The organism is Streptococcus fermentans, assembly GCF_040888305.1.
GTDB classification, from domain to species: Bacteria; Bacillota; Bacilli; order Lactobacillales; family Streptococcaceae; genus Streptococcus; species Streptococcus fermentans.
Window position 1 is genome coordinate 396,582 of record NZ_JBFNFG010000001.1, and the last position, 26,990, is coordinate 423,571.

Annotated in this window: 30 protein-coding genes; 28 read left to right on the forward strand and 2 right to left on the reverse strand. The window is 39.7% G+C overall.

What is annotated here, in order from left to right:
- Positions 1-27: 27 nt before the first annotated feature.
- The 10 genes from tmk to AB2B50_RS01940 all read left to right on the forward strand — a co-directional run bounded on the left by tmk (position 28) and on the right by AB2B50_RS01940 (position 7,919).
- Entirely contained in the window at positions 28-666 is a 639-nt protein-coding gene (gene tmk / locus AB2B50_RS01895) for a dTMP kinase (RefSeq protein WP_045763718.1), read from the forward strand.
- Positions 663-1,559, forward strand: a complete 897-nt coding sequence (locus AB2B50_RS01900) for a DNA polymerase III subunit delta' (protein WP_320692139.1) — start codon at positions 663-665, stop codon at positions 1,557-1,559. Before tmk ends, AB2B50_RS01900 begins: the two co-directional genes overlap by 4 nt.
- Positions 1,560-1,583: 24 nt before the next feature.
- On the forward strand, positions 1,584-1,901 hold the full coding sequence (gene yabA, locus AB2B50_RS01905; RefSeq protein WP_248034887.1) for a DNA replication initiation control protein YabA: 318 nt from the start codon (positions 1,584-1,586) through the stop codon (positions 1,899-1,901).
- 2 nt (positions 1,902-1,903) lie between these two features.
- Positions 1,904-2,782, forward strand: a complete 879-nt coding sequence (gene rsmI, locus AB2B50_RS01910) for a 16S rRNA (cytidine(1402)-2'-O)-methyltransferase (protein WP_320692138.1) — start codon at positions 1,904-1,906, stop codon at positions 2,780-2,782.
- Between the two features lie 134 nt (positions 2,783-2,916).
- The gene (gene trmFO, locus AB2B50_RS01915; RefSeq protein ID WP_320692137.1) at positions 2,917-4,251 is read left to right on the forward strand and encodes a methylenetetrahydrofolate--tRNA-(uracil(54)-C(5))-methyltransferase (FADH(2)-oxidizing) TrmFO; all 1,335 of its coding nucleotides are present in this window, start codon (positions 2,917-2,919) and stop codon (positions 4,249-4,251) included.
- A gap of 86 nt (positions 4,252-4,337) precedes the next feature.
- Positions 4,338-5,072, forward strand: a complete 735-nt coding sequence (pyrH, locus tag AB2B50_RS01920) for a UMP kinase (RefSeq protein ID WP_000433488.1) — start codon at positions 4,338-4,340, stop codon at positions 5,070-5,072.
- 9 nt (positions 5,073-5,081) lie between these two features.
- Positions 5,082-5,639 (forward strand): ribosome recycling factor, encoded by a 558-nt coding sequence (gene frr, locus AB2B50_RS01925; protein WP_049529475.1) that lies wholly within the window; start codon positions 5,082-5,084, stop codon positions 5,637-5,639.
- 60 nt (positions 5,640-5,699) lie between these two features.
- Positions 5,700-6,554: an RNA-binding virulence regulatory protein CvfB gene (gene cvfB / locus AB2B50_RS01930; protein ID WP_320692136.1), complete on the forward strand. Its 855-nt coding sequence runs from the start codon at positions 5,700-5,702 to the stop codon at positions 6,552-6,554.
- 8 nt (positions 6,555-6,562) lie between these two features.
- The gene (locus AB2B50_RS01935; RefSeq protein ID WP_320692135.1) at positions 6,563-6,778 is read left to right on the forward strand and encodes a YozE family protein; all 216 of its coding nucleotides are present in this window, start codon (positions 6,563-6,565) and stop codon (positions 6,776-6,778) included.
- A 154-nt stretch (positions 6,779-6,932) separates the two neighbouring features.
- Positions 6,933-7,919, forward strand: a complete 987-nt coding sequence (locus tag AB2B50_RS01940; RefSeq protein WP_320692134.1) for a PhoH family protein — start codon at positions 6,933-6,935, stop codon at positions 7,917-7,919.
- A gap of 49 nt (positions 7,920-7,968) precedes the next feature.
- Here the strand turns inward: AB2B50_RS01940 and ald are convergent, their stop codons facing one another.
- Complete coding sequence (gene ald, locus AB2B50_RS01945) at positions 7,969-9,081, reverse strand: alanine dehydrogenase (RefSeq protein ID WP_320692133.1); 1,113 nt, start codon at positions 9,079-9,081, stop codon at positions 7,969-7,971.
- Positions 9,082-9,249: 168 nt separating this feature from the next.
- Between ald and AB2B50_RS01950 the strand changes: the two genes are divergently transcribed.
- The 13 genes from AB2B50_RS01950 (at position 9,250) to AB2B50_RS02010 (ending at position 21,145) form a co-directional block, all read left to right on the forward strand.
- Positions 9,250-9,819: a GNAT family N-acetyltransferase gene (locus AB2B50_RS01950; RefSeq protein WP_320692304.1), complete on the forward strand. Its 570-nt coding sequence runs from the start codon at positions 9,250-9,252 to the stop codon at positions 9,817-9,819.
- Between the two features lie 65 nt (positions 9,820-9,884).
- Entirely contained in the window at positions 9,885-10,526 is a 642-nt protein-coding gene (locus tag AB2B50_RS01955; protein WP_320692132.1) for a helix-hairpin-helix domain-containing protein, read from the forward strand.
- Entirely contained in the window at positions 10,510-12,738 is a 2,229-nt protein-coding gene (locus AB2B50_RS01960) for a ComEC/Rec2 family competence protein (RefSeq protein ID WP_320692131.1), read from the forward strand. Before AB2B50_RS01955 ends, AB2B50_RS01960 begins: the two co-directional genes overlap by 17 nt.
- Before the next feature lie 125 nt (positions 12,739-12,863).
- The gene (locus AB2B50_RS01965) at positions 12,864-14,150 is read left to right on the forward strand and encodes a peptidase U32 family protein (protein ID WP_320692130.1); all 1,287 of its coding nucleotides are present in this window, start codon (positions 12,864-12,866) and stop codon (positions 14,148-14,150) included.
- Positions 14,151-14,164: 14 nt separating this feature from the next.
- Complete coding sequence (locus AB2B50_RS01970) at positions 14,165-14,476, forward strand: CHY zinc finger protein (protein WP_320692129.1); 312 nt, start codon at positions 14,165-14,167, stop codon at positions 14,474-14,476.
- A 228-nt stretch (positions 14,477-14,704) separates the two neighbouring features.
- Positions 14,705-14,905: a F0F1 ATP synthase subunit C gene (locus tag AB2B50_RS01975; RefSeq protein WP_001054551.1), complete on the forward strand. Its 201-nt coding sequence runs from the start codon at positions 14,705-14,707 to the stop codon at positions 14,903-14,905.
- 32 nt (positions 14,906-14,937) lie between these two features.
- Positions 14,938-15,654 carry a F0F1 ATP synthase subunit A gene (gene atpB / locus AB2B50_RS01980; protein WP_060955849.1) on the forward strand — a complete coding sequence of 239 codons (717 nt, stop codon included), beginning with the start codon at positions 14,938-14,940 and terminating at the stop codon, positions 15,652-15,654.
- 18 nt (positions 15,655-15,672) lie between these two features.
- Positions 15,673-16,167 carry a F0F1 ATP synthase subunit B gene (gene atpF / locus AB2B50_RS01985; RefSeq protein WP_070461027.1) on the forward strand — a complete coding sequence of 165 codons (495 nt, stop codon included), beginning with the start codon at positions 15,673-15,675 and terminating at the stop codon, positions 16,165-16,167.
- A complete protein-coding gene (locus tag AB2B50_RS01990) occupies positions 16,167-16,703 on the forward strand; it encodes a F0F1 ATP synthase subunit delta (RefSeq protein WP_320692128.1) in 537 nt (178 codons plus the stop codon). Before atpF ends, AB2B50_RS01990 begins: the two co-directional genes overlap by 1 nt.
- Before the next feature lie 14 nt (positions 16,704-16,717).
- On the forward strand, positions 16,718-18,223 hold the full coding sequence (gene atpA, locus AB2B50_RS01995; protein ID WP_016465716.1) for a F0F1 ATP synthase subunit alpha: 1,506 nt from the start codon (positions 16,718-16,720) through the stop codon (positions 18,221-18,223).
- Between the two features lie 15 nt (positions 18,224-18,238).
- Entirely contained in the window at positions 18,239-19,117 is an 879-nt protein-coding gene (locus AB2B50_RS02000; RefSeq protein ID WP_070461030.1) for a F0F1 ATP synthase subunit gamma, read from the forward strand.
- Between the two features lie 191 nt (positions 19,118-19,308).
- Positions 19,309-20,715, forward strand: a complete 1,407-nt coding sequence (gene atpD, locus AB2B50_RS02005) for a F0F1 ATP synthase subunit beta (RefSeq protein ID WP_254725727.1) — start codon at positions 19,309-19,311, stop codon at positions 20,713-20,715.
- A gap of 10 nt (positions 20,716-20,725) precedes the next feature.
- Positions 20,726-21,145, forward strand: a complete 420-nt coding sequence (locus tag AB2B50_RS02010; RefSeq protein WP_049503620.1) for a F0F1 ATP synthase subunit epsilon — start codon at positions 20,726-20,728, stop codon at positions 21,143-21,145.
- Positions 21,146-21,333: 188 nt separating this feature from the next.
- On the opposite strand, the gene AB2B50_RS02015 is transcribed toward AB2B50_RS02010, so the two are convergent.
- On the reverse strand, positions 21,334-22,341 hold the full coding sequence (locus tag AB2B50_RS02015) for a lactonase family protein (protein WP_320692127.1): 1,008 nt from the start codon (positions 22,339-22,341) through the stop codon (positions 21,334-21,336).
- Between the two features lie 209 nt (positions 22,342-22,550).
- Between AB2B50_RS02015 and AB2B50_RS02020 the strand changes: the two genes are divergently transcribed.
- The 5 genes from AB2B50_RS02020 to AB2B50_RS02040 all read left to right on the forward strand — a co-directional run bounded on the left by AB2B50_RS02020 (position 22,551) and on the right by AB2B50_RS02040 (position 26,985).
- Positions 22,551-23,714: an AI-2E family transporter gene (locus AB2B50_RS02020; RefSeq protein ID WP_320692126.1), complete on the forward strand. Its 1,164-nt coding sequence runs from the start codon at positions 22,551-22,553 to the stop codon at positions 23,712-23,714.
- A complete protein-coding gene (locus AB2B50_RS02025) occupies positions 23,704-24,933 on the forward strand; it encodes a tetratricopeptide repeat protein (protein ID WP_320692125.1) in 1,230 nt (409 codons plus the stop codon). Before AB2B50_RS02020 ends, AB2B50_RS02025 begins: the two co-directional genes overlap by 11 nt.
- A gap of 181 nt (positions 24,934-25,114) precedes the next feature.
- A complete protein-coding gene (locus AB2B50_RS02030; protein WP_320692124.1) occupies positions 25,115-25,951 on the forward strand; it encodes a DegV family protein in 837 nt (278 codons plus the stop codon).
- Positions 25,952-26,057: 106 nt separating this feature from the next.
- Entirely contained in the window at positions 26,058-26,333 is a 276-nt protein-coding gene (locus AB2B50_RS02035) for an HU family DNA-binding protein (RefSeq protein ID WP_001284633.1), read from the forward strand.
- Positions 26,334-26,664: 331 nt separating this feature from the next.
- Positions 26,665-26,985, forward strand: coding sequence for a heavy metal-binding domain-containing protein (locus AB2B50_RS02040; RefSeq protein WP_061863181.1), 321 nt, complete (start codon positions 26,665-26,667; stop codon positions 26,983-26,985).
- Positions 26,986-26,990 lie beyond the last annotated feature (5 nt).

A 26,990-nucleotide genomic window follows, 5' to 3' on the forward strand; every position in this document is an offset into this window, starting at 1 on the left:
AGAGAGAAAAATAGAAATGAGTCAGTCATGTCAAAAGGATTTTTAGTCTCTCTTGAGGGACCAGAGGGAGCAGGAAAAACAAGCGTTCTTGAAGCCCTAATCCCTGTATTAGAGGATAGGGGAGTAGAAGTTTTAACAACGCGCGAACCAGGTGGGGTCTTAATTGGAGAAAAAATTCGCGAAGTTATCCTAGATCCTAGTCATACTGAAATGGATCCTAAGACTGAGCTTCTCCTCTATATTGCTAGTCGTCGACAACACTTGGTGGAAAAGGTCTTACCAGCACTTGCAGCTGGAAAACTGGTTATCATGGATCGCTTTATCGATAGTTCTGTTGCTTATCAGGGCTTTGGGCGTGGTTTAGATATCGATGCCATTGATTGGCTTAATCAGTTTGCGACAGATGGACTAAAACCTGATTTGACTCTTTATTTTGACATTGAGGTCGAAGAGGGACTGGCACGTATTGCTGCCAACAGTAATCGGGAAGTCAATCGTTTGGACATGGAAGGTCTGGATCTACACCGAAAAGTTCGTCAAGGTTACCTTTCTCTTATTGAAAGAGAAGGAAATCGCATCGAAAAAATCGATGCTAGCCTACCACTTGATCAAGTGATTGAAAATACGCAACAGCTACTTTTTGATAGGATGGGATTAAGGAGATGAAGCAAGAGCAATTAAGAGCTTGTCAACCTCTACAATTTGAACGTTTTGTCCATATCTTGGAGCAAGGGCAGCTCAATCACGCCTATCTCTTTTCAGGTAATTTTGGAAGTTTAGAGATGGCCCTTTTCTTGTCTAAAAGTCTCTTTTGTAGTGAAAAAACTGGTATTTTTCCTTGTGAAAAATGTCGGAATTGTAAATTGATTGAGCAGGAAGAGTTTCCTGATGTGACCATAATTAAACCTCTGAATCAAGTCATTAAGACGGAGCGTATTCGAGAATTAGTTGGTCAATTTTCCCAGTCTGGTATTGAAAATCAACGTCAGGTCTTTATTATCGAGCAAGCAGAAAAAATGCATGTGAATGCTGCAAATTCACTCTTGAAGGTTATTGAAGAACCACAGAGCGAAATCTACATTTTCTTTTTGACTGATGATGAGGAACAGATGTTACCAACGATTCGAAGTCGGACACAGATTTTCCAATTTAAGAAGCAAGTCTCTACTTTAATGTCACAGCTTGAAGAGGCTGGTTTAGTAAAAAATAAAGCTAAGCTATTGGCTCAGTTTAGTCAATCTCAGGCAGAGGCTGATAAGCTCGTCCATCAAGCAGGATTTTGGACACTAGTAGATGAAAGTGAACGCCTCTTTTCTTGGCTTATAGCCCATAAAAAAGAATCCTATTTGCAAGTTGCAAAATTAACGAGTTTGGCTGATGATAAAGAAAAGCAAGATCAAGTGCTCAGGATTTTAGAGGTACTAGCTGGTCAAGAGATTCTCAATGTTTCAGCTCGAAATATTTTGCAAAATCTCGTCCAAACTCGTAAAATGTGGCGGGCCAATGTTAGCTTTCAAAACGCTTTGGAATACCTGGTTTTACAAAAAAATTTAAAGTAAAGATAGATTATAGAAAGGGCTGTAATGAATAAAAAAGAATTATTTGATGCTTTAGATGACTTTTCACAGCAATTGTTGGTAACCTTGGCAGACGTCGAAGCTATCAAGAAAAATCTCAAGAGTCTGGTAGAGGAAAATACAGCTCTTCGTTTAGAAAATGATAAACTGAGAGAACGATTGGGAGAAGTTGAGGAGACAGCTCCATCCAAAACTAAACATGTGAGGGAAAATGTTCGTCGCATTTATGAGGACGGTTTTCATGTTTGTCGTGACTTTTATGGCCAACGTCGAGAGCAGGATGCAGAATGTATGTTCTGTGATGAACTGTTATTTAGGGAGTAAGTATGCAGATTCAAAAGAGTTTTAAGGGACAATCTCCCTATGGCAAGCTTTATCTAGTCGCAACGCCGATTGGTAATCTAGAAGATATGACTTTCCGCGCTATTCAGACCCTAAAGGAGGTCGACTGGATTGCGGCTGAAGATACTCGTAATACTGGACTTTTGATCAAACATTTTGAAATTTCAACCAAACAAGTCAGTTTTCATGAGCATAATGCCAAGGAAAAAATTCCTGATTTGATTGGTTTGCTGAAACAAGGTCAAAATCTTGCTCAAGTATCTGATGCGGGGTTGCCTAGTATTTCTGACCCAGGTCATGATTTGGTCAAGGCTGCTATTGAAGAAGACATCTCGGTTGTCACAGTTCCAGGAGCTAGTGCTGGGATTTCTGCCTTGATTGCCAGCGGCTTGGCACCACAGCCCCACACTTTTTATGGATTCTTACCACGAAAATCTGGACAGCAGAAGCAATTTTTTGAAGCAAAAAAAGCTTATCCTGAGACTCAGATTTTCTACGAATCGCCTCATCGTGTTGCAGATACGCTAGAAAATATGCTAGAAGTCTACGGCGACCGTTCGGTTGCCTTGGTCAGGGAATTGACTAAAATCTATGAAGAATACCAAAGAGGTACAATTTCTGAATTACTGGAAAGTATCGCTGAAACACCGCTCAAGGGTGAATGCCTTCTCATTGTAGAAGGTGCTAGTCAGGATGTAGAGGTTAAGGATGAGAATGACTTGTTCATAGAAATTCAAGAGCGTATCCAGCAAGGTGTCAAAAAAAATCAAGCCATTAAGGAAGTTGCGAAGATTTATCAGTGGAATAAAAGCCAGCTCTACGCTGCCTACCACGAATGGGAAGACAATCAATCTAATGACTAAACAGGGAAGTTTGCCTTCTTCCCTTTTTTTGTTATACTAGAAGAAGAAAAAAATAGAAAGATTTGTGGGTGTCAAACAGTCTAGTGACTTGTTCTGTAATGAACTTAAGTTTCTCCCAAAGAGGTATTAGTGTCGTGTCTCAATCTTATATCAATGTTATCGGTGCTGGTTTGGCAGGTTCTGAAGCAGCCTACCAAATCGCAGAGCGTGGTATTCCAGTTAAACTTTATGAAATGCGTGGTGTCAAGTCAACTCCTCAGCACAAAACAGACAATTTTGCCGAGTTAGTTTGTTCGAACTCACTACGTGGAGATGCTCTGACAAATGCTGTAGGTCTTCTCAAGGAAGAAATGCGTCGCTTGGGTTCTGTCATCTTGGAATCTGCTGAAGCAACTCGTGTTCCTGCTGGTGGAGCCCTTGCAGTTGATCGTGATGGTTTCTCCCAAATGGTCACTGAAAAAATTGCCAACCATCCCTTGATTGAGGTCGTTCGTGACGAAATTACAGAATTGCCGACAGATGTTATCACAGTTGTGGCAACTGGTCCTTTGACTAGCGATGCCTTGGCTGAAAAGATTCATGCCCTCAACGGAGGAGATGGCTTTTATTTCTACGATGCTGCAGCGCCTATTATCGATGTCAACACCATTGATATGAACAAGGTTTATCTCAAATCTCGTTATGATAAGGGAGAAGCAGCCTATCTCAACGCTCCTATGACTAAACAAGAATTTATGGATTTCCATGAAGCCTTGGTAAATGCGGAAGAAGCTCCGTTAAATTCTTTTGAAAAAGAAAAGTATTTTGAAGGATGTATGCCAATCGAAGTCATGGCCAAACGTGGCATTAAAACCATGCTTTATGGTCCAATGAAGCCAGTCGGTCTTGAGTATCCAGATGATTATACAGGACCTCGTGATGGAGAATTTAAAACACCTTATGCGGTTGTACAGCTTCGTCAGGATAATGCGGCAGGTAGTCTCTATAATATCGTTGGATTCCAAACTCACCTCAAATGGGGAGAGCAAAAGCGTGTCTTCCAAATGATTCCAGGTCTTGAAAATGCGGAGTTTGTTCGTTACGGAGTTATGCACCGTAATTCTTACATGGATTCACCAAATCTTCTTGAGCAAACATACCGTTCTAAGAAACAACCAAATCTCTTCTTTGCAGGTCAGATGACGGGTGTGGAAGGCTATGTTGAATCAGCGGCATCAGGTCTAGTAGCTGGTATTAACGCAGCTCGCCTTTTCAAGGGCGAAAGCGAGGCTATTTTCCCAGAGACAACAGCAATTGGAAGTCTAGCTCATTACATCACCCATGCTGACAGTAAACACTTCCAACCAATGAACGTCAATTTCGGAATTATCAAGGAATTGGAAGGCGACCGCATTCGTGATAAGAAGGCTCGTTATGAAAAAATTGCAGAGCGTGCCTTGGCTGATTTGGAAAACTATTTATCCGTTTAAAATTTTCCAAAGAATAACTCATGAGACTATAAAATTCTCAAAAAATGTGATAAAATAGTTTGAATAAAATAAAGGAGCGAAGTCAGGTGGAACCCAAATATAAACGTATTTTGATTAAGTTATCAGGTGAGGCCCTTGCTGGCGAACGTGGTGTCGGAATTGATATCAAAACAGTTCAAGCAATGGCTCAAGAAATTCAAGAAGTACATAACTTAGGTATTGAGATTGCCCTCGTTATTGGTGGAGGAAATCTCTGGCGTGGAGAACCTGCTGCAGAAGCTGGAATGGATCGTGTTCAGGCAGACTACACAGGAATGCTTGGAACAGTTATGAATGCTCTTGTGATGGCAGATTCATTGCAACAAGTTGGTGTGGATACACGTGTTCAAACAGCCATTGCCATGCAACAAGTAGCAGAACCTTACGTTCGTGGACGTGCCCTTCGCCATCTTGAAAAAGGACGTATTGTTATCTTTGGTGCTGGAATCGGATCACCATACTTCTCAACAGATACAACAGCGGCCCTTCGTGCAGCTGAGATTGAAGCGGATGCTATCTTGATGGCTAAGAATGGTGTCGACGGTGTCTACAATGCTGATCCTAAAAAAGATAAGACAGCCGTTAAATTTGAAGAGTTGACTCACCGTGACGTAATCAATAAAGGTCTCCGTATCATGGACTCAACTGCTTCAACACTTTCAATGGATAATGATATTGACTTGGTAGTTTTCAACATGAATCAACCAGGAAATATTAAACGTGTTGTATTTGGTGAAAATATCGGAACTACAGTTTCAAATAATATCGAAGAAAAGGAATAAGAAATCATTATGGCAAACGCAATCGTAGAAAAAGCAAAAGAGAGAATGACCCAATCTCACCACTCACTTGCTCGTGAGTTTGGAAGTATTCGTGCCGGCCGTGCTAACGCTAGCTTGCTTGACCGCATTCACGTTGAGTACTATGGTGTTGAAACACCACTTAATCAAATTGCTTCTATCACAATCCCAGAAGCGCGTGTCTTGTTGGTAACACCATTTGACAAATCATCTTTGAAAGATATCGAACGTGCCTTGAACGCTTCAGACCTTGGTATCACACCAGCTAACGATGGTTCTGTTATTCGCTTAGTTATCCCAGCTCTTACAGAAGAAACTCGTCGTGACCTTGCTAAAGAAGTGAAGAAGGTCGGTGAAAATGCTAAAGTTGCTATCCGTAATATCCGACGTGACGCTATGGATGAAGCTAAGAAACAAGAAAAAGCTAAAGAAATCACTGAAGATGAATTGAAGACTCTTGAAAAAGATATTCAAAAAGCTACAGACGATGCTGTTAAACACATCGACGACATGACTGCTAATAAAGAAAAAGAAATCTTGGAAGTCTAAGAAATAAACAGAAAAACTCAGTTGGCATTGCTGGCTGAGTTTTATTCGAAAGAAGGAAACATGAATACAAATCTTGCAAGTTTTATCGTTGGACTCATCATCGATGAAAATGACCGTTTTTACTTTGTCCAAAAAGATGGTCAAACATATGCCCTAGCTAAAGAAGAAGGTCAGTATACAGTTGGTGATACTGTCAAAGGTTTTGCTTATACAGACATGAAGCAAAAATTGCGCCTCACTACTACAGAAGTGACTGCAACTCAGGACCAATTTGGTTGGGGGACCGTAACAGAGGTTCGTAAGGACCTTGGGGTTTTTGTTGATACAGGATTACCAGACAAAGAAATCGTTGTGTCACTTGATATTCTTCCTGAGCTTAAAGAACTTTGGCCAAAAAAAGGCGATCGCCTATACATTCGTCTAGAAGTAGACAAGAAGGACCGTATTTGGGGAATCTTGGCTTACCAGGAGGATTTCCAACGATTGGCTCGTCCTGCCTACAATAACATGCAGAATCAAAACTGGCCTGCAATCGTTTATCGTCTCAAGCTATCAGGAACCTTCGTTTATCTACCTGAAAATAATATGCTGGGCTTTATCCATCCTAGCGAGCGTTACGCAGAGCCACGTTTGGGGCAAGTGTTAGATGTACGTGTTATTGGTTTCCGTGAAGTAGACCGTACTCTTAACCTTTCTCTAAAACCACGTTCTTTTGAGATGTTGGAAAATGATGCGCAGATGATCTTGACTTACTTGGAAAGCAATGGTGGCTTCATGACCCTGAATGACAAGTCAGCGCCAGATGATATCAAGGCTACCTTTGGTATTTCAAAAGGTCAGTTTAAAAAAGCGCTTGGTGGTTTAATGAAAGCTGGAAAAATTAAACAAGACCAGTTTGGTACTGAGTTAATTTAAGGAGGCTTATGAGAAAATCATTTTATACTTGGCTCATGACCGAACGCAATCCTAAAAGCAATAGTCCCAAAGCAATTTTGGCGGATTTGGCTTTTGATGAGTCTGCCTTCCCAAAGCATACAGATGATTTCGATCAAGTCAGTCGTTTTTTAGAGGAACATGCTAGTTTTTCCTTTAATATGGGTGACTTCGATCGAATTTGGCAAGAATATCTAGAACATTAAGGATACTAGATGGGGTTGGGAATAGTAATTTCTCAGCCTCTTTGCTATAATATAGTCATTCAGTTTAACTTTTACTAGGTCCTAATCGACTTTTTAACTACTAAAAGCAAACGAAACATTATATAAAATTAAAAGAGTTAGAGAGGTTCTTTATTTGAAGGAACATTCAATAGACATTCAGCTTAGTCATCCAGATGATTTATTTCATCTTTTTGGTTCTAATGAGCGCCACCTTCGTTTGATGGAGGATGAGTTAGGTGTCATCATCCATGCTCGTACAGAGATTGTACAAGTCTTGGGGGAGGAGGCATCTTGTGAGGAAGCCCGACAAGTTATTCAAGCCTTGATGGTCTTGGTCAATCGTGGAATGACCGTTGGAACTCCGGATGTAGTGACAGCTATTACCATGGTTAAGAATAATGAAATCGATAAGTTTGTCGCCCTCTATGAAGAAGAAATTATCAAAGATAATACTGGTAAGCCCATTCGTGTGAAGACGCTGGGACAAAAACTTTATGTTGACAGTGTTAAGAACCACGACGTCACCTTTGGTATTGGGCCGGCAGGGACAGGTAAAACCTTCCTAGCAGTGACCTTAGCCGTAACAGCTCTCAAGCGTGGGCAAGTCAAGCGTATCATTTTGACACGTCCTGCGGTAGAAGCAGGGGAGAGCTTAGGATTTCTTCCAGGAGATCTCAAGGAAAAGGTTGATCCTTATCTTCGTCCAGTTTATGATGCTTTATATCAGATCTTAGGGAAAGACCAAACAACTCGTCTCATGGAGAGAGAAATTATTGAGATTGCACCTTTGGCCTATATGCGTGGACGTACCTTGGATGATGCCTTCGTTATCTTGGATGAAGCGCAAAATACAACCATCATGCAGATGAAGATGTTCTTGACACGTCTTGGATTTAATTCAAAAATGATTGTCAATGGGGATATTAGCCAGATTGACCTGCCGCGTAATGTAAAGTCAGGTTTGATTGATGCCCAGGAAAAACTCAAGAATATTCATCAGATTGACTTTGTACATTTCTCAGCTAAGGATGTGGTTCGCCATCCAGTAGTCGCTCAGATTATTAGAGCCTATGAACCTCGACCTGTCAAAGCTGAAGAAAATCAAGAAGAAACAGAATAAAGAAAAAGAGCAGTTGAAAAACTGCTCTTAATTTTTTTTGAATTTCTTATTAGACAAGTTCACTGATAGGTGTGAAGTCACGTTCTAAACCTTCAGCAACTGGTTGGCTAGTGAGGATACCTTGATAAGTTGTAACTCCTTCACGTAAACCAGCATCATCAGAAATAGCTTTCTTAAATCCTTTTCCTGCCAAGGCTTCGATATATGGAAGAGTAACATTTGTAAGGGCGATCGTAGATGTGCGAGCAACTGCTCCAGGAATGTTAGCAACGGCATAGTGAAGAACACCGTGTTTTTCATAGACAGGCTCATCATGGGTTGTCACACGGTCAGCTGTTGCAATAACACCACCTTGGTCTACAGCAACGTCTACGATGATAGAACCAGGACGCATTTGTTGTACCATTTCATCTGTCACCAATTTTGGAGCTTTGGCACCAGGAATCAAAACTGCACCTATAACAACGTCTGCTTCACGCACACTTGCTTCGATATTAAATGGGTTAGACATGAGTGTTTGGATTTGGTGGCCAAAGACATCTTCAAGTACAGAGAGGCGTTTAGCGCTGATATCAAGAATAGTTACTTGAGCTCCTAAACCAAGAGCGATACGAGCTGCATGTGTTCCAACGACACCACCACCGATAATGGTTACTTTTCCTTTTGGAACACCAGGAACACCACCGAGTAGAACTCCTGAACCACCAGCTTGTTTAGTCAAGAAGTGTGCACCGATTTGGACTGCCATACGACCAGCAACCTCACTCATTGGAACCAATAGAGGGAGTTGTCCTTGAGTATCACGGACAGTCTCATAAGCAACACCAGTTGTTTTAGCTGCAAGCATAGCATCCGCCAATTCTGGAGCTGCTGCCATGTGCAAGTAGGTAAAGAGAAGTAAGTCCTCACGCAAGAACTGGTACTCACTAGCAAGGGGTTCCTTGACTTTAACAACTAACTCTGCAGCCCATGCTTCAGCAGGAGTTGCGACAATTTCTGCTCCTTGTTTTTCATAGTCTGCATCAGAAAAACCAGAGCCAAGTCCAGCATTTGTTTCGATGAGGACACGGTGACCACGACCAACAAGACTCTGTACACCAGCAGGTGTCAAAGCAACACGATTTTCATTATTTTTAATTTCCTTTGGAATTCCAATTAACATAGGATAACTCACTTTCTATTAAGCTGTTTCAATTGTTGCATCACATAATTCTTCTGAATTTTTGTGATGATTTTATTGTATATGAAACCGTTTTAAATTGCAAGAAAAACTTGTAAACCTATTTCTTTTATGTTATTCTTTTAGCAACCTATTTTGGGAGGTGAAATGATGGAATCACTATTTATCAAACTAGCTAAGCATCCAATTATTGAAACTGAACGTTTGGTTCTAAGACCAGTAACACTTGACGATGCAGAAGCTATGTTTGAGTATGCTTCAAACAAAGAAAATACGCGCTACACTTTTCAAACTAATCAAAGTTTAGAGGAAACTAAGAATAATATTGCCCAGTTTTACTTGGCCAGTCCCTTGGGTAGATGGGGAATAGAACTTAAAAATACAGGAGAGTTTATCGGAACTATTGACTTGCACAAGATGGATATCGTTCTTAAGAAGGCATCCATTGGTTACATTATCCATCAAAAATATTGGAATCAAGGTTTGACAACAGAAGCCAATCGTGCTGTTATTAAACTGGCATTTGAAGAAATCGGAATGAATAAGTTGACGGCTCTTCATGATAAGGATAATCCTGCATCAGGCAAGGTCATGGAGAAATCAGGCATGCGCTTCTCCCACGAAGAACCATATGCTAGTATGGACCAGCATGAAAAAGGTCGTATCGTGACAAGAGTTCATTATATCTTGACCAAGGAAGACTATTTTGCAAATAAGTAAGCAGTTGAAAAGATTTTTCAGCTGTTTTTTCTTTCTCTTACGAATAAGCTAAGAGAGGAGAAAATATGGAAGAACTTATTGAGAAAATCAAAGAATACAAAATCATTGTTATCTGTGCTAGTTTGGGTTTGGTCTTGGGTGGATTTTTCCTACTTAATCCAGCGAGTCAAACACCTGCCAAGGAAACAAACTTGCAAACAGAAGTTACAACTGTTCCAAAGGATTCGACGGATGAAACGGAAGATAAAAATCAGAAGGAAGAAGTGGTGGAGCAAGATCTAATCACTGTCGATGTCAAAGGTGCCGTCAAATCACCTGGAATCTATGATTTGCCAGTTGGAAGTCGGATTAATGATGCTGTTCAAAAAGCGGGTGGATTAACAGATAATGCTGATAATAAGTCTATTAATCTCGCCCAGAGAATTAGTGATGAAGCGCTGGTCTATGTTCCGACCAAGGAAGAAACTACTAGTCAAGAGGCCCATTCAAATGCGACTGGAAGCAAGGAAAGCAAGAAGGTTAATCTCAATAAAGCTAGTTTGGAGGAGCTAAAACAGGTTAAGGGATTAGGAGCCAAACGTGCTCAGGACATCATCGACCACCGTGAGTCTAATGGTAAGTTCAAGTCAGTAGATGAGCTCAAGAAGGTCTCTGGCATTGGTGCCAAAACAATAGAAAAGCTAAAAGAATATGTCACAGTGGATTAGTCGCTTTCCTATCCCAAAAATCTATCTCAGTTTTCTTTTACTCTGGCTTTACTATACAATCTTTTCAGCTAGTTTTCTATCACTCTTGGGGTTTGTATTTTTGGTATTTTGTCTTTTTATCCAACATCCTTGGAAAGTTGTACTAAAGGTGCTTCTGATTTGTGGACTATTTGGGAGTTGGTTTTTACTTCAAAAATGGCAGCAAGAAGCAGCTAGTCAATACTTGCTTTCTTCTGTCGAAACTGTTCGAATATTGCCTGACACCATCAAGGTGAATGGCGACAGTCTATCCTTTCGTGGTAAGGCTGACGGTAGACTCTTTCAAGCATATTATAAACTCCAGTCAGAAGCTGAAAAGGAAAAATTTCAAGAGTTATCTGAGTTGCACGAAATGGTAGTGAAAGGAAAATTAGCTAGTCCTCAAGGGGCAAGTAATTTTGCTGGATTTGATTATCGAAACTATCTCAAAACTCAGGGAATTTATCAGACCTTGACCATATCTGAAATTGTTGAATCAAGGAAAATATCTAGCTGGGATATAGGGGAAAATCTATCAAGCCTGCGAAGAAAAGCAGTTGTCTGGATAAAAAGAAACTTTCCAGACCCCATGCGCAATTATATGACAGGTCTATTATTAGGGCACTTGGACACAGACTTTGAGGAAATGAATGAACTCTACTCCAGTTTAGGAATTATTCACCTCTTTGCCTTATCTGGAATGCAGGTTGGATTCTTTATGGATGCATTTAGGAAGTCACTTTTACGTTTAGGTTTGACACAAGAGAAATTCAAATGGCTAGCTTATCCATTTTCTTTGTTTTATGCAGGCTTGACAGGATTTTCAGCATCAGTGATTAGAAGCCTTCTACAAAAGATCCTGGCCCAGCATGGTTTTAAGGGCTTGGATAACTTCGCTATGACAGTCCTCCTTTTGTTTATAGTCATGCCAAACTTTTTCCTAACTGCGGGAGGAGTTCTTTCCTGCGCCTATGCCTTCATACTAACCATGACTAGTAAAGAAGGTCAAGGTATAAAAGCTGTTGCTAGAGAGAGCTTCATTATTTCCTTGGGAATCCTGCCGATTTTATGTTTCTATTTTTCTGAATTTCAACCTTGGTCTATTGTCCTAACTTTTGTCTTTTCTTTCTTATTTGACATGGTTTTATTGCCACTTTTATCGATTCTGTTTTGTTTGTCATGGATATATCCTATTACCCAGTTTAACTTTCTCTTTGAATGGTTAGAAAGTATCATACGCTTTGTTTCACAACTATCAAGTCGTCCGATTGTCTTTGGTCAACCGAGTCTTTGGATTTTACTGGCACTCTTAATTGGATTGGCATTACTCTATGACTTTAGAAAAAACTTGAAAAGACTCACTTTATTAGCTTTGTTGATTGCTTCTCTCTTTTTAGTAACCAAGCACCCACTGGAAAATGAAATCACAGTTTTAGCTATGAATCAGGGAAGGAGTACTTTTTTGAGGGATATGACTGGAAAGACTATCCTGATTGATGTTGGAAGGGAGAAAGCGAGTGAAAAGAAAGAGGTCTGGCAGGAGAAAGTTTTATCAAGCACTGCCCAGCGCAACTTGATTCCCTATCTGAAAAGTCGAGGTGTGTCTAAGATTGACCAGCTGGTTTTAACTACTAGTGATGCTCAGCAACTCGGAAACCTACGAGAGCTAACTAAGACTTTTGAAATAGATGAAGTGTTATTGCCAGAGGGTATTTTAGAGCAAAAGGATTTTATAGAAAAGTTGAAGACTAGTAAGGTCAAGGTAGGATCCATTAAGAAGGTAGAAGACTTATCTATCTTTGGCAGTAGATTAGAGGTGAGCTATCTAAGCAGAGATAAATCTGGAGAGAATTCGGATGACTTTATTCTCTATGGAAAACTCTTAAATCAAACCTTTCTTTTCGCTAATAATATCAAGGAAAAGGAGTTATCTAAGCAATATCCAAATCTAGAAGTAGATGTTGTCATAACTGGCCAAACGGCTTCAAAAGGTCAATCAGATCTGGAGAGTTTCAATATGCTAAATCCAAAAATCACTATCATTTCAGCAGATCAGAAGAAAAACTTTAAAACTCAAGAACGAGCTAGTGTGCTAGAAAAGGGAGATAAGACTAGTAAGGTTCACCATACCAACCAGCAAGGTGCCATTCGTTTTAAGGGATGGACTACTTGGAATTATGAAACTATTCAATAACGTCTTCCATTAAAACTGAAAATTAAAATTGTCTAAACATTCATTCAAGGCTTGATTTTGAACCCTGTTTACTATAAAATAGTTAAGATTGGTGTCAAACTTTTATATTGCAAATAGGAGAAAAAATGACAAAAACTTTGAAACGTCCTGAGGTTCTATCACCTGCAGGAACTTTAGAAAAACTAAAAGTAGCAGTTCAATACGGAGCAGATGCAGTATTCATCGGTGGTCAGGCTTATGGTCTTCGTAGCCGTGCGGGTAACTTCACTTTCGAACAGATGGAAGAAGGAGTTCAGTTTGCGGCTAAGTATGGCGCTAAAGTGTATGTAGCAGCTAATATGGTTATGCACGAAGGAAATGAAGAAGGTGCCGGAGAATGGTTCCGTAAGTTACGTGATATTGGTATTGCAGCGGTTATCGTTTCTGATCCTGCCTTGATTATGATTGCAGCAACAGAAGCCCCAGGACTTGAAATCCACCTTTCAACCCAAGCTAGTGCGACCAACTATGAAACTCTTGAGTTCTGGAAAGAACTTGGCTTGACTCGTGTCGTATTGGCGCGTGAGGTTTCCATGGAAGAATTGGCAGAAATTCGTAAACGTACAGACGTGGAGATTGAGGCCTTTGTCCACGGAGCGATGTGTATCTCCTACTCTGGTCGTTGTACCCTTTCTAACCACATGAGTATGCGTGATGCCAACCGTGGTGGATGTTCACAATCTTGTCGTTGGAAATACGATCTTTACGACATGCCATTCGGTAAAGAACGTAAGAGCCTCAAGGGAGAAATTCCTGAAGAATTCTCCATGTCAGCTGTTGATATGTCTATGATTGATCATATCCCAGATATGATTGAAAATGGTGTGGACAGTCTGAAGATTGAAGGCCGTATGAAGTCCATTCACTATGTTTCAACAGTGACAAACTGCTACAAGGCTGCCGTTGATGCTTACCTTGAAAGCCCTGAAAAGTTTGAGGCGATTAAGCAAGACTTGATTGATGAAATGTGGAAGGTAGCCCAACGTGAGTTGGCTACGGGATTCTACTATGGCACTCCATCTGAAAATGAGCAGCTTTTCGGTGCTCGTCGTAAGATTCCAGAATACAAGTTTGTTGCTGAAGTAGTAGCTTATGATGAGGCAACACAAACTGCAACTATTCGTCAACGTAATGTTATCAATGAAGGTGACCAAGTTGAGTTCTACGGACCTGGCTTCCGTCATTTTGAAACTTATATCGAAGACCTTCACGATGCCAAAGGTAACAAGATTGACCGTGCACCAAATCCAATGGAACTTTTGACTATCAAGGTTCCCCAACCAGTACAAGCTGGTGATATGGTCCGTGCTCTGAAAGAGGGTCTGATTAATCTTTACAAAGAAGATGGAACAAGCGTCACAGTTCGTGCCTAGATAAGGAAAAATCAATGCTTCAAGCTCAGGGATTACTAGTTGATGATGATAGCAGATGTGTACATTACCATAGCGACAAAGATATCGTAGCCCTTCAGTGCTATGACTGTAAGAAATACTACGCCTGTTATCAGTGTCATAATGCAATAGAAAAGCACACATTTTCTCCTTATCCTTTAACTCTGACTCTGGATAAGCCCATCTTATGTGGCTCCTGTAAGCAGACACTGACGTATGAGGAGTATACAGAGACGGGCACTTGTCCATACTGTGAAGCTCAATTTAATCCAGCTTGCCAGAGCCATCATTCATATTATTTCAAATAAGAAAAGGTAAATCCAGGTTTTGAAACATGGATTTTTTCTTTTCAGAAAAATAGGAAAGATAAGGAAAAAATATGAAATGACATTAAAAATTTCTATATAATTGTCTTGAAAATAGTAAAAATAGAAATAAATGATTAGAAACGCTTTCAATGCTAGTAAAAAGTTGACAAAAGCAAATTTTAGGACTAAACTAGGGAAGTAAAATTAATTAAAAAAGGAGAATTCGTCATGAATTTAACATTTTTCGGTCTATGTCTTGCCTGTATGGGTGTATCTCTTGCAGAAGGATTTTTGATGAACGGTTTGTTCAAGTCTGCAGCACGCCAACCAGATATCATCCCACAATTGCGTAGTTTGATGATCATGGGGATTGCCTTTATCGAAGGAACATTCTTTGTAACCTTGGCGATGTCATTTGTCATTAAATAGACAACTCTATTTAGAAATGGAGGTGTCAAACCATGGAAGAAAGTTTGAATCCAACCGTTAATATTGGACCAATATCCTTTGATTTGACCCTGCTTGCTATGTCTCTTGTAACTGTTTTGATGGTTTTTGCCTTTGTCTACTGGGCAAGTCGTAAAATGACCATCCGTCCAAAGGGTAAACAAAATGCTCTTGAGATGATTTATGACTTTGTGATTGGTTTTACCAAACCAAACATTGGAGAATCATACATCAAGGATTATTCCTTGTTTCTGTTTTCTCTATTTCTGTTTATCTTAGTTGCCAATAATATCGGCTTAATGGCAAAAGTACAAACAACAAACGGTTATAACTTGTGGACTTCCCCAACAGCCAACCTTGGATACGATTTATCCCTCTCATTATTGATCACTTTGATCGCCCATGTAGAAGGAGTTCGTCGTAGAGGTGTTAAAGAATATTTGAGAGCATTTGTTACACCTGGCTTCATGACTCCGATGAACATTTTAGAAGAGTTCACCAATTTTGCTTCCTTGGCGATTCGGATCTACGGAAATATTTTTGCCGGTGAGGTCTTAGCTGGATTGCTATTAGCCTTGTCACAAAATGCTTTGTATTGGTATCCTTTTGCCTTTATCGCAAACATGTTATGGACAGCCTTCTCAATTTTCATTTCATGTATCCAGGCTTATGTATTTACCATGTTGTCATCTATGTACATTGGTAAAAAAATAAATGAAGGGGAAGAGTAAGTAGAGGAGGATTAGAAGATGGATTTAACTATTAGTACCATTATCGGTGACTTTATTCTTATCGCTGGTTCCTTCCTTTTATTGATCTTTTTAGTGAAAAAATATGCTTGGGGAAATATTTCCAGCATCTTGGATGAACGTGCTGAAAAGATTTCTTCAGATATTGATGGTGCCGAGGAAGCCCGTAAAAAGGCTGAGGAACTGGCTAACAAACGTGAAGCTGAGTTAGCGGGTAGCCGTACCGAAGCTAAAACGATTATCGAGAATGCAAAGGAAACTGCAGAGAAAAGTAGAGCCGATATTTTAGCCGAAGCTAAACTTGAAGCAGGCCGCTTAAAAGAAAAAGCCAACCAAGAAATTGCGCAAAACAAAGCTGAGGCTTTACAAAGCGTTAAAGGTGAGGTAGCAGATTTGACAGTTAGTTTAGCTGGAAAAATCATCTCACAAAACCTTGACGGTCATGCCCATAAAGAACTCATTGATCAGTATATCGATCAGCTAGGAGAAGCTTAATGGACAAAAAGACTGTAAAGGTAATTGAAAAATACAGCATGCCTTTTGTCCAATTGGTGATTGAAAAAGGAGAAGAAGATTCTATCTTCTCAGACTTGACCCAGATTAAGCAAGTCGCTGAAGAAATAGACTTGCCTTCTTTTTTGGCTCAGGTAGATGTTGATGAGTCTGACAAGGAAAAAACAGTCAGTTATTTCCAAGATTCTGCATCGCCATTATTACAAAACTTCATTCAAGTTCTGTTGTATAATCATCGATCAAATCTTTTTTATGATGTGATTGTAGATTGTTTAAACCGTCTTGAGAGAGAAACGAATCGTTTTGAAGTAACGATTATGTCTGCTCATCCTCTAACTGATGAACAGAAAGAACGTCTACTTCCTATTGTAGAGAAAAAGATGTCTTTAAAAGTGCGTAGCATTAAAGAAGAAATCGACGATAGTTTAATCGGTGGTTTTGTTATTATCGCCAATCACAAGACAATTGATGTTAGTATTAAACAACAACTTAAAGTTGTTAAGGAAAATTTGAAATAGAAAGTGGTGTTCTTTTGGCAATTAACGCACAAGAAATCAGCGCTTTAATTAAGCAACAAATTGAAAATTTCAAACCCAATTTTGATGTGACTGAAACTGGTGTTGTAACCTACATTGGTGACGGAATTGCGCGTGCTCATGGCCTTGAAAATGCCATGAGTGGAGAGTTGTTGATTTTTGAAAACGGCTCTTATGGTATGGCGCAAAACTTAGAATCAACAGATGTTGGTATTATCATCCTTGGAGACTTTACAGATATCCGCGAAGGCGACACCATTCGTCGTACTGGGAAAATCATGGAAGTTCCAGTTGGTGATAGCTTGATTGGACGTGTCGTGGATCCACTTGGTCGCCCAGTAGATGGGCTTGGTCCAATCGACACAAACAAGACTCGTCCAGTTGAAGCACCAGCACCTGGGGTAATGCAACGTAAATCAGTATCAGAACCATTGCAAACTGGTTTGAAAGCTATTGATGCCCTTGTTCCAATCGGACGTGGTCAACGTGAGTTGATTATCGGTGACCGTCAAACAGGGAAAACAACCATCGCTATTGATGCTATCTTGAACCAAAAAGGTCAAGATATGATTTGTATATATGTAGCGATTGGTCAAAAAGAATCAACAGTTCGTACACAAGTAGAAACACTTCGCCAGTACGGAGCTTTGGATTACACAATCGTTGTGACAGCTTCAGCTTCACAACCTTCACCATTGCTTTTCCTTGCACCTTATGCAGGAGTTGCTATGGCCGAAGAATTTATGTACCAAGGTAAACATGTCTTGATCGTTTATGATGACTTATCTAAACAAGCGGTAGCTTATCGTGAACTTTCTCTCTTGCTCCGTCGTCCACCAGGTCGTGAAGCCTTCCCAGGGGATGTCTTCTACCTTCACAGTCGTCTGCTTGAACGTTCTGCTAAAGTTTCTGATGAACTTGGTGGTGGATCTATCACAGCTCTTCCATTTATCGAAACACAAGCAGGAGATATCTCAGCCTATATCGCTACAAACGTAATCTCTATTACAGATGGACAAATCTTCTTAAGCGATAGTCTCTTTAATGCTGGTATCCGTCCGGCTATTGATGCAGGTTCTTCTGTGTCTCGTGTTGGTGGTTCTGCACAGATTAAAGCTATGAAGAAAGTTGCTGGTACACTCCGTATTGACCTCGCTTCATACCGTGAGCTGGAAGCCTTCACTAAATTTGGTTCTGACTTGGATGCAGCTACTCAGGCTAAATTGAATCGTGGTCGTCGTACTGTAGAAGTATTGAAACAACCTGTTCACAAACCATTACCTGTTGAGAAACAAGTTACTATTCTCTATGCTTTGACACATGGTTTCTTGGATACAATTCCTGTAGACGATATCGTTCGTTTCGAAGAAGAGTTCCATATGTTCTTTGATGCTCAGCATCCTGAGATTTTGGAAACCATTCGTGAAACAAAAGACTTGCCAGATGAAGCAGTCTTGGATGCTGCGATTACTGAGTTTCTCAATCAATCAAGCTTCCAATAAGAATAGAGGTGTCAGATGGCAGTATCTCTAAATGATATTAAAACAAAAATCGCCTCAACAAAAAATACTAGTCAAATCACTAACGCGATGCAGATGGTTTCTGCAGCTAAGTTAGGTCGTTCTGAAGAAGCAGCTCGTAACTTCCAAGTTTATGCACAAAAAGTGCGTAAGTTGGTTACAGATATCCTTCACGGAGATGGTGCTGGCGGATCAACAAATCCAATGTTGATTAGCCGCCCGGTCAAGAAAACAGGCTATATCGTCATTACATCTGACCGTGGTCTTGTTGGAGGATATAATTCTTCCATCTTGAAAGCAGTCATGGAAATCCAGCAAGAATATCATCCTTCAGGTGATGACTTTGAGGTTATCTGTATTGGTGGTATGGGAGCAGATTTCTTCAAATCACGCGGTATTCAACCAATCTATGAATTGCGTGGACTTGCGAGTCAACCGAGCTTTGACGAAGTTCGTAAGATTATCTCTAAAACGATTGAAATGTATCAAAATGAACTTTTTGATGAGCTCTACGTTTGCTACAACCACCACGTGAATACATTGACAAGTCAAATGCGTGTAGAACAGATGCTTCCAATCGTGGACTTGGATCCAAATGAAGCAGATGATAACTATAGCTTGACATTCGAGCTTGAAACAAGTCGTGAAGAAATCTTGGATCAATTGCTGCCACAGTTTGCAGAAAGTATGATTTATGGTGCTATTATTGATGCTAAGACAGCTGAAAATGCTGCTGGTATGACAGCCATGCAAACAGCGACTGATAATGCCAAAAAAGTGATTAATGATTTGACAATTCAGTATAACCGTGCCAGACAGGCGGCGATTACACAAGAAATCACAGAAATTGTGGCAGGAGCTAGTGCCTTAGAATAGGGTCTAGTCCAGCTCGTATGAAAATGAACTTATACTCAATGAAAATCAAAGAGCAAACTAGGAAGCTAGCCGCAGGCTGTACTTGAGTACGGTAAGGCGACGCTGACGTGGTTTGAATTTGATTTTCGAAGAGTATTAGGACCTAGTTGAGCTAGGAACCGACAGTATCTTATATAGAATAGGAGAAGGAGATGAGTTCAGGTAAAATTGCTCAGGTTATCGGACCCGTTGTAGACGTTTTGTTTGCAGCTGGAGAAAAACTACCTGAGATTAACAATGCACTTGTCGTCTACAAAAATGACGAAAAGAAAACAAAAATCGTCCTTGAAGTAGCCTTAGAGTTGGGGGATGGTATGATTCGTACCATCGCCATGGAATCAACAGATGGTTTGACTCGTGGAATGGAAGTATTGGACACAGGTCGTCCAATCTCTGTACCAGTAGGTAAAGAAACCTTGGGACGTGTCTTCAATGTTTTGGGAGACACTATTGACTTGGAAGCTCCTTTTGGAGAAGATGCAGAGCGTCAGCCAATTCATAAAAAAGCACCTACTTTTGATGAATTGTCTACCTCTTCAGAAATTCTAGAAACTGGGATCAAGGTTATCGACCTTCTTGCCCCTTACCTTAAAGGTGGTAAGGTCGGACTCTTCGGTGGTGCCGGAGTTGGTAAGACCGTATTGATCCAAGAATTGATTCACAACATTGCCCAAGAACACGGTGGGATCTCAGTATTTACTGGTGTTGGGGAACGTACTCGTGAAGGGAATGACCTTTACTGGGAAATGAAAGAATCAGGCGTTATCGAAAAAACAGCCATGGTATTTGGTCAGATGAATGAGCCACCAGGAGCACGTATGCGTGTTGCCCTTACTGGTTTGACAATTGCTGAATACTTCCGTGATGTAGAAGGTCAAGACGTTCTTCTCTTCATTGACAATATTTTCCGTTTCACTCAGGCTGGTTCAGAAGTATCTGCCCTTTTGGGTCGTATGCCATCAGCCGTTGGTTACCAACCAACCCTCGCAACAGAAATGGGTCAATTGCAAGAACGTATCACTTCAACTAAGAAAGGTTCTGTAACCTCTATCCAGGCTATCTACGTGCCAGCGGATGACTATACTGACCCAGCGCCAGCAACAGCCTTCGCTCACTTGGATTCTACAACCAACTTGGAACGTAAATTGGTTCAATTGGGTATCTACCCAGCCGTTGATCCACTTGCTTCGAGCTCTCGTGCTTTAGCGCCTGAAATCGTTGGAGAAGAGCATTATGCAGTAGCTGCTGAAGTTAAACGTGTCCTTCAACGTTACCATGAGTTGCAAGATATCATTGCGATCCTTGGTATGGATGAACTTTCTGATGAAGAAAAAACTTTGGTTGCTCGTGCCCGTCGTATTCAGTTCTTCCTTTCACAAAACTTCAACGTTGCGGAACAATTTACTGGTCAACCAGGTTCTTATGTTCCAGTAGCGGAAACAGTTCGTGGATTTAAGGAAATTCTTGATGGAAAATACGATCATCTCCCAGAAGATGCCTTCCGTGGAGTAGGTTCAATCGAAGATGTTATTGCTAAGGCTGAAAAAATGGGATTTTAAGAGGTGATCTATGGCTCAGTTAACTGTCCAGATCGTGACACCAGATGGCCTCGTCTATGATCACCATGCCAGCTTTGTATCAGTTCGAACTCTGGATGGTGAGATGGGGATCTTGCCACGACATCAAAATATGATTGCGGTATTAGCAGTTGATGAAGTTAAAGTCAAACGTATTGATGATGATTCTCATGTCAACTGGATAGCAGTAAATGGAGGAATCATCGAGATTGCAAATGATGTGATTACTATCATTGCAGACTCAGCTGAGCGTGCTCGTGATATCGATATTAGCCGTGCAGAACGTGCCAAACTTCGTGCAGAACGTGAAATTGAAGAAGCACAAGACAAACACTTGATTGACCAAGAGCGTCGTGCTAAGATTGCATTACAACGTGCTATTAACCGAATCAATGTCGGAAATAAACTATAAAAAAATGAGGTTGGGACAAAAAGATCCCGACCTCACTTTTTATTAGCAATCAAACTTTGACGTGGTAGCTGATTGACTTTTTATTCGTCTTTTAGACTCCAAAAAGCTCCTAATCATTCTCGCGGGGCTGGGACTACGAAATCGAGACTTTGCCTATCGATTTCTGTCCCACCTCCATTTTTCTATGTTTAAAAAGTGACGCAAACCGCTTCAGGTACGTGAAAGTCATTGGAAAGTTCTGCAAGACGACCAGTTTCTGGATTGCGTTTAAATACTGTTGCATTATCAGAATCCTGGTGAACGGCGATGAGAAATTCTTGGTCTGGTGAGAGAATAAAATCTCGAGGAGTTTTTCCGTTTGTAGGAACGAATTCCAACAATTCTAAACTGCCATCAGCTAGAATTGTGTAGACTACAATAGAATCGTGACCACGGTTTGATGCGTAAAGATATTTTCCATCTTCTGAGAGACGAATTGCAGCAGTTCCATTAAAGTCATTAAATCCTTCAGGGAGTGTAGAAATAACTTGCATTTTTTCAAATGCACCAACACCATCATAAATCAAAACTTCAATTGTACTATTGAGTTCACAGATGAGATAAGCAATCTTGTAGTGGTTGTGAAAAACAAGGTGACGTGCACCAGCACCAGGACTACAATTGTAGGTAGTTAGCTTATTTAGTTTTCCTTCTGGATTGACATCATAAGTAGTAACCTCATCAGTACCTAAGTCGCAAGTGACTAAATACTGATCTGGTGTTAAATCTGTAAAGTGTACATGTGGAGAAGCTTGATTTTCATGAGGACCATGACCGCTATGCTGAACTGTATCAGCCAATTCTAGACTACCATCTTCTTTACGTTTATAGACCAAAACTTGTCCCTTGTGATAGTTAGCACCATATACTAGGCTACGTTTCTCGTCAACAGCCACATAGCAGTGAGGAGCACCTTCTGTCACAACATGATTTAGCAAAGTACCATCTGTTTGATAGGCAGCAATTCCACCTTGTCCATCTTTGCTACCGACAGTGTAGAGGTGATTTTCTTGATCAAATGCAAGATAGGTAGGACTTGGCTCAGCAGCAAATAGTTTAAGATTGGATAGTTGCCCAGTTTCTGTATCAAAATCAGCTTGATAAATCCCTTGGGATAAACGACGTGTGTAAGTTCCGAAATAAATTGTTTCAATCATAGCTATACCTCTAAATAAAGATGTTTCTATTATATCATAAATTGGGAGGCCTGAAGAAAATAGTGAAAAAAGTATGAAACATCTAAGTATAAAATTAGTAAAAAGCAAGGTCGCTTTGTTAAAGTTCTCAATCGTCACCTCAACACTTTAAAAACAGTTTATTCCCTATAAAAATGGTATAATGAAAGGACAAAGGAAAGGAAGTAGATATGGAACAAAAAGAGAAACATTTTAATTTATCTTGGTTTTTTAAATGGTTTTTAGATAATAAGGCTGTTACAGTTTTTTTGGTAGCCTTGTTACTAGGTTTGAATATTTTTATTTTAAGTAAGATTAGTTTTTTATTTATCCCTGTCGTTGATTTTTTATCAGTGGTTATGTTGCCTGTTATTTTATCAGGATTACTTTTTTATCTCTTAAATCCACTGGTGGATTTGATGGAGAAGTATAAGATAAATCGTGTCTTAGCCATTAGTATTATTTTTGTCATTATTGCCATACTCTTGATTATTGGTCTGGCTGTTGCGATTCCAAATCTTCAACGTCAAGTAGTTATTTTTGCGCAAAATGTACCAAATTATCTCGAAGATGCTGACAGAGTTATTGATGATCTTGTAACTAAGCGGTTACCAGATGACTTTAGACCTCAACTAGAACAGGTTCTGGCTCAATTCTCAACACAAGCAACTGCTTGGGCAAGTAATATTTCATCAAAAGCTGTGAATTGGGTGAGTGCTCTTATTAGTGGAACGTCACAAGTCATTGTTGCTTTGATTATCATGCCCTTTATGCTCTTTTATCTCCTTAGAGATGGAAAAGGTTTGAGAGATCATATCACTCAATTCTTACCTAATAGATTGAGAGAACCAGTAGGTAAGGTTCTAACGGATGTGAACCAACAACTTTCTAACTATGTTAGAGGACAAATTACTGTTGCTGTTATCGTAGCGATTATGTTTATCATTTTCTTTAAGATTATTGGTTTGAGATATGCAGTGACTCTTGGAATTACTGCTGGGGTTTTAAATCTTATCCCTTATCTTGGAAGTTTCCTTGCCATGCTACCAGCTCTGGTCTTAGGTTTAATTGCTGGACCAGTTATGCTCTTGAAAGTTATTATCGTTTTTATCGTAGAGCAGACAATTGAAGGTCGTTTTGTATCTCCATTGATCTTAGGTAGTCAACTCAACATTCATCCGATCACGATTCTATTTGTTTTGTTGACGTCTGGATCTATGTTTGGTGTTTGGGGAGTCCTATTAGGAATTCCTGTTTATGCTTCAGCAAAAGTTGTTATTTCAGCGATTTTTGAATGGTATAAAAAGGTCAGTGGTCTGTATGAGTTAGAAGAGGAGGTTGAAGGTGAGCAATAGTCAAAAAATGCTTGAAGCTTTGGATCAGCAAGATTTAACAAGAGCTGATCACTATTTTCAAAAAGCATTGGTAGAAGACACTGATGATCTTCTTCTGGAACTGGCTTATTATCTAGAAGGTATTGGTTTTTATCCACAAGCTCGTCAAATCTATGAAAAACTAGCTCCAATATTTCCAGAAGTAAATCTCAATCTAGCTAGTATCGCAAGCGAAGACGGACAAATTGAAGAAGCGTTTGGCTATCTAGAAGAAATTCAACCCAATAGCGATTCTTATGTATCTGCGCTTGTTTTAAAGGCTGATTTCTATCAAATGGAAGGATTGACGGATGTAGCTCGTGAGAAGCTCTTAGAAGCCCTTAAATACTCTGATGATCCTTTATTGATTTTTGGGTTAGCAGAGTTAGATAGTGAACTTGGAAATGATTTAGAAGCGATTAAGGGCTATGCTCAACTGGATAATCGTGAAATATATGAGCAGACAGGGATTTCGACCTATCAACGAATTGGAACTGCCTATGCTCGACTTGGAAAGTTTGAATCAGCCATAGAGTTTTTAGAAAAAGCTTTAGAGTTAGAGTATGAAGATCAGACTGCATTTGAATTAGCAAGTCTTTACTTTGATCAAGAGGAATATCAAAAGGCAGTTTTATATTTTAAACAGCTGGATACTATTTCTCCAGATTTTGAAGGGTATGAATATGGTTATAGTCAGGCTCTACATAAGGAACACCAGACTGAGCAAGCCTTACTGATAGCTCAACAAGGTTTGGAAAAAAATCCATTCGAGACACGTTTACTACTCCTTGCTTCACAATTATCTTACGAATTGCATCAACCTGAACAGGCGGAGGCTTATCTTCTTCAAGCCCAAGAAGATGCGGAAGACCAAGAAGAAATCCTCTTGCGACTAGCAACCATGTATCAGGAGCAAGAAAGGTATGAGGATATTCTAGCCTTAGAAGTATATGAGCCAGAAAATCTCTTGACTAAGTGGATGATTGCACGGAGTTACCAAGAAACTGAAGATTTGGATGCTGCCTATGAATCTTATCAGGCATTGGTTCCAGAACTCAAGGAAAATCCTGAGTTTTTAGAGCAATACATTCATCTATTACGCGAACTTGGAAGGTTTGAAGAAGCAAAAGAACAGATTCAACACTATCTCAAGTTGGTTCCTGATGACATACAAATGCAAGATTTGTATGAACGTTTATGATAAATGAACAGTAGTCGTCTTAGTAGGCGACTATTTTGATAAAATGAAAGATTTAAAAATCTATAAATTCCATCATAAAAATGAATAAATACAGTATGAATTTTTAGCTTTTTTTTGATATAATTGTTATAGTTAAATTGAAAAACTCACTCAAAAAGTGAAATATAGAAAGATTTGAATTATGACACAAGTAAAAATCGTAACAGATTCTTCTGTTACCATTGAACCAGAAGTGGTAAAAGAATTAAATATTACCGTCGTTCCGCTCTCTGTAATGATTGATAGTGTTCTTTATTCGGATGCTGATCTTGAAGAAGGGGAATTTCTTCGCTTGATGAAAGAGAGTAAAAATCTGCCTAAAACAAGTCAACCTCCAGTTGGACTCTTTGCTGAGATTTTTGATGAGTTAAGTAAAGACGGTAGTCAAATTTTAGCCATTCATATGTCTCATGCCTTATCAGGAACTGTCGAAGCAGCTCGTCAAGGTGCAAGTTTATCAACGGCTAATGTGACCGTATTGGATAGTTCTTTTACAGATCAAGCCCTAAAATTTCAAGTGGTTGAAGCAGCTAAGTTAGCTCAAGAAGGACAAGACATAGAAACAATTGTGGCTCATGTTGAAGAAGTAAAGAAGAACACAGAGCTCTATATTGGTGTTTCTACCTTGGAAAACCTTGTTAAAGGTGGTCGTATTGGCCGAGTGACAGGTCTTTTAAGCTCTCTATTAAATATCCGCGTAGTCATGCAGATGAAAGATGATGAATTGCAACCAATCGTTAAAGGACGTGGAGCAAAAACCTTTAAGAAATGGTTGGATGAACTAGTTTTAAAACTGTCAGAGCGTTCTGTTTCTGAGATTGGTATTTCCTATTCTGGAACTCGGGACTGGGCAGAAGAGATGAAAGAAATCCTACAACCATTCGTTGAAAAACCAATCTCTGTACTTGAAACAGGTTCTATTATTCAGACCCATACAGGTGAAAATGCTTGGGCTATTTTAGTCAGATATGAGTCCTAAAAAAATAAAGAAAATAGCAAGAAATAGCGTTTTTGACTTGACCTACAAGAGAATTTAGGATATGATTGTAATTGTTAATTAGAAAATATTTGGAGGAATTATTAACATGGCAAACAAACAAGATTTGATCGCTAAAGTAGCAGAAGCTACAGAATTGACAAAGAAAGACTCAGCAGCAGCAGTTGATGCTGTATTTGCAGCAGTAGCTGATTACCTTGCAGCTGGTGAAAAAGTTCAATTGATTGGTTTTGGTAATTTCGAAGTTCGTGAGCGTGCAGCACGTAAAGGTCGCAACCCACAAACTGGTAAAGAAATCACTATCGCAGCTTCAAAAGTTCCAGCATTCAAAGCTGGTAAAGCTCTTAAAGACGCTGTTAAATAATGAATTTAGAAAAAGTCTATTGTATCAAGCTTTTTAGCTTGGTCGATAGGCTTTTTTTGTATTTTTGGGGCAAGAGAGAACAGTATCTTCTAAACCAGTCATAGATTCTAAGATCTACTATTGGCAAGAACGGTGAAGCCGATAAGCCTATCTCAAGTTAGGCTTGCAAAGAAAAGATTTAGGCCACCATCCATACAATTGGCACTAAATGGATAGCAAACAAGGATGGTGAGAAGAGTTTCCTTTCAAGTATTGAGCCCCTTATAGTATTTCTTGACAGAGTTAGTGAAAGGGTTTACAATTATATAAAAGAAGTTAGGAGGAAAGGAAGATGATTATTTCAACAACGGGAATTGAAGGGAAAAAAATCCTAGCCTACAAAGGAATTGTCTTTGGTGAAGTAGTTGCTGGAGTTAATATGTTCAAAGATATGGCTGCTGGCTTTCGTAATGTTTTTGGAGGACGAGCTAGTAGTTATGAAGGCGAGTTGACTCAAGCAAGAGAAGAAGCTATAGCAGAAATGATGGAGCGTGCAAGTGAACGTGGAGCAAATGCTATTATAGGTATAAAAATGGACTATGAAACCTTAGGTTCTGAAAATGGTATGCTAATGGTCACTTGTAGTGGAACAGCAGTAGTCGTTGACTCCTGATTTGA

Coding starts and splice junctions, on each gene's coding strand:
- AB2B50_RS01975 (WP_001054551.1), top strand. CDS start 14,705: ATGAATTTAACATTTTTCGGTCTATGTCTTGCCTGTATGGGTGTATCT.
- AB2B50_RS01935 (WP_320692135.1), top strand. CDS start 6,563: ATGAGAAAATCATTTTATACTTGGCTCATGACCGAACGCAATCCTAAA.
- yabA (WP_248034887.1), top strand. CDS start 1,584: ATGAATAAAAAAGAATTATTTGATGCTTTAGATGACTTTTCACAGCAA.
- AB2B50_RS01900 (WP_320692139.1), top strand. CDS start 663: ATGAAGCAAGAGCAATTAAGAGCTTGTCAACCTCTACAATTTGAACGT.
- AB2B50_RS02015 (WP_320692127.1), bottom strand. CDS start 22,341: ATGATTGAAACAATTTATTTCGGAACTTACACACGTCGTTTATCCCAA.
- AB2B50_RS02035 (WP_001284633.1), top strand. CDS start 26,058: ATGGCAAACAAACAAGATTTGATCGCTAAAGTAGCAGAAGCTACAGAA.
- AB2B50_RS01990 (WP_320692128.1), top strand. CDS start 16,167: ATGGACAAAAAGACTGTAAAGGTAATTGAAAAATACAGCATGCCTTTT.
- AB2B50_RS01955 (WP_320692132.1), top strand. CDS start 9,885: ATGGAAGAACTTATTGAGAAAATCAAAGAATACAAAATCATTGTTATC.
- AB2B50_RS01965 (WP_320692130.1), top strand. CDS start 12,864: ATGACAAAAACTTTGAAACGTCCTGAGGTTCTATCACCTGCAGGAACT.
- atpF (WP_070461027.1), top strand. CDS start 15,673: ATGGATTTAACTATTAGTACCATTATCGGTGACTTTATTCTTATCGCT.
- frr (WP_049529475.1), top strand. CDS start 5,082: ATGGCAAACGCAATCGTAGAAAAAGCAAAAGAGAGAATGACCCAATCT.
- cvfB (WP_320692136.1), top strand. CDS start 5,700: ATGAATACAAATCTTGCAAGTTTTATCGTTGGACTCATCATCGATGAA.
- ald (WP_320692133.1), bottom strand. CDS start 9,081: ATGTTAATTGGAATTCCAAAGGAAATTAAAAATAATGAAAATCGTGTT.
- atpB (WP_060955849.1), top strand. CDS start 14,938: ATGGAAGAAAGTTTGAATCCAACCGTTAATATTGGACCAATATCCTTT.
- AB2B50_RS01960 (WP_320692131.1), top strand. CDS start 10,510: ATGTCACAGTGGATTAGTCGCTTTCCTATCCCAAAAATCTATCTCAGT.
- AB2B50_RS02000 (WP_070461030.1), top strand. CDS start 18,239: ATGGCAGTATCTCTAAATGATATTAAAACAAAAATCGCCTCAACAAAA.
- atpD (WP_254725727.1), top strand. CDS start 19,309: ATGAGTTCAGGTAAAATTGCTCAGGTTATCGGACCCGTTGTAGACGTT.
- AB2B50_RS02020 (WP_320692126.1), top strand. CDS start 22,551: ATGGAACAAAAAGAGAAACATTTTAATTTATCTTGGTTTTTTAAATGG.
- AB2B50_RS01950 (WP_320692304.1), top strand. CDS start 9,250: ATGGAATCACTATTTATCAAACTAGCTAAGCATCCAATTATTGAAACT.
- AB2B50_RS01970 (WP_320692129.1), top strand. CDS start 14,165: ATGCTTCAAGCTCAGGGATTACTAGTTGATGATGATAGCAGATGTGTA.
- tmk (WP_045763718.1), top strand. CDS start 28: ATGTCAAAAGGATTTTTAGTCTCTCTTGAGGGACCAGAGGGAGCAGGA.
- AB2B50_RS02010 (WP_049503620.1), top strand. CDS start 20,726: ATGGCTCAGTTAACTGTCCAGATCGTGACACCAGATGGCCTCGTCTAT.
- AB2B50_RS02040 (WP_061863181.1), top strand. CDS start 26,665: ATGATTATTTCAACAACGGGAATTGAAGGGAAAAAAATCCTAGCCTAC.
- rsmI (WP_320692138.1), top strand. CDS start 1,904: ATGCAGATTCAAAAGAGTTTTAAGGGACAATCTCCCTATGGCAAGCTT.
- AB2B50_RS02030 (WP_320692124.1), top strand. CDS start 25,115: ATGACACAAGTAAAAATCGTAACAGATTCTTCTGTTACCATTGAACCA.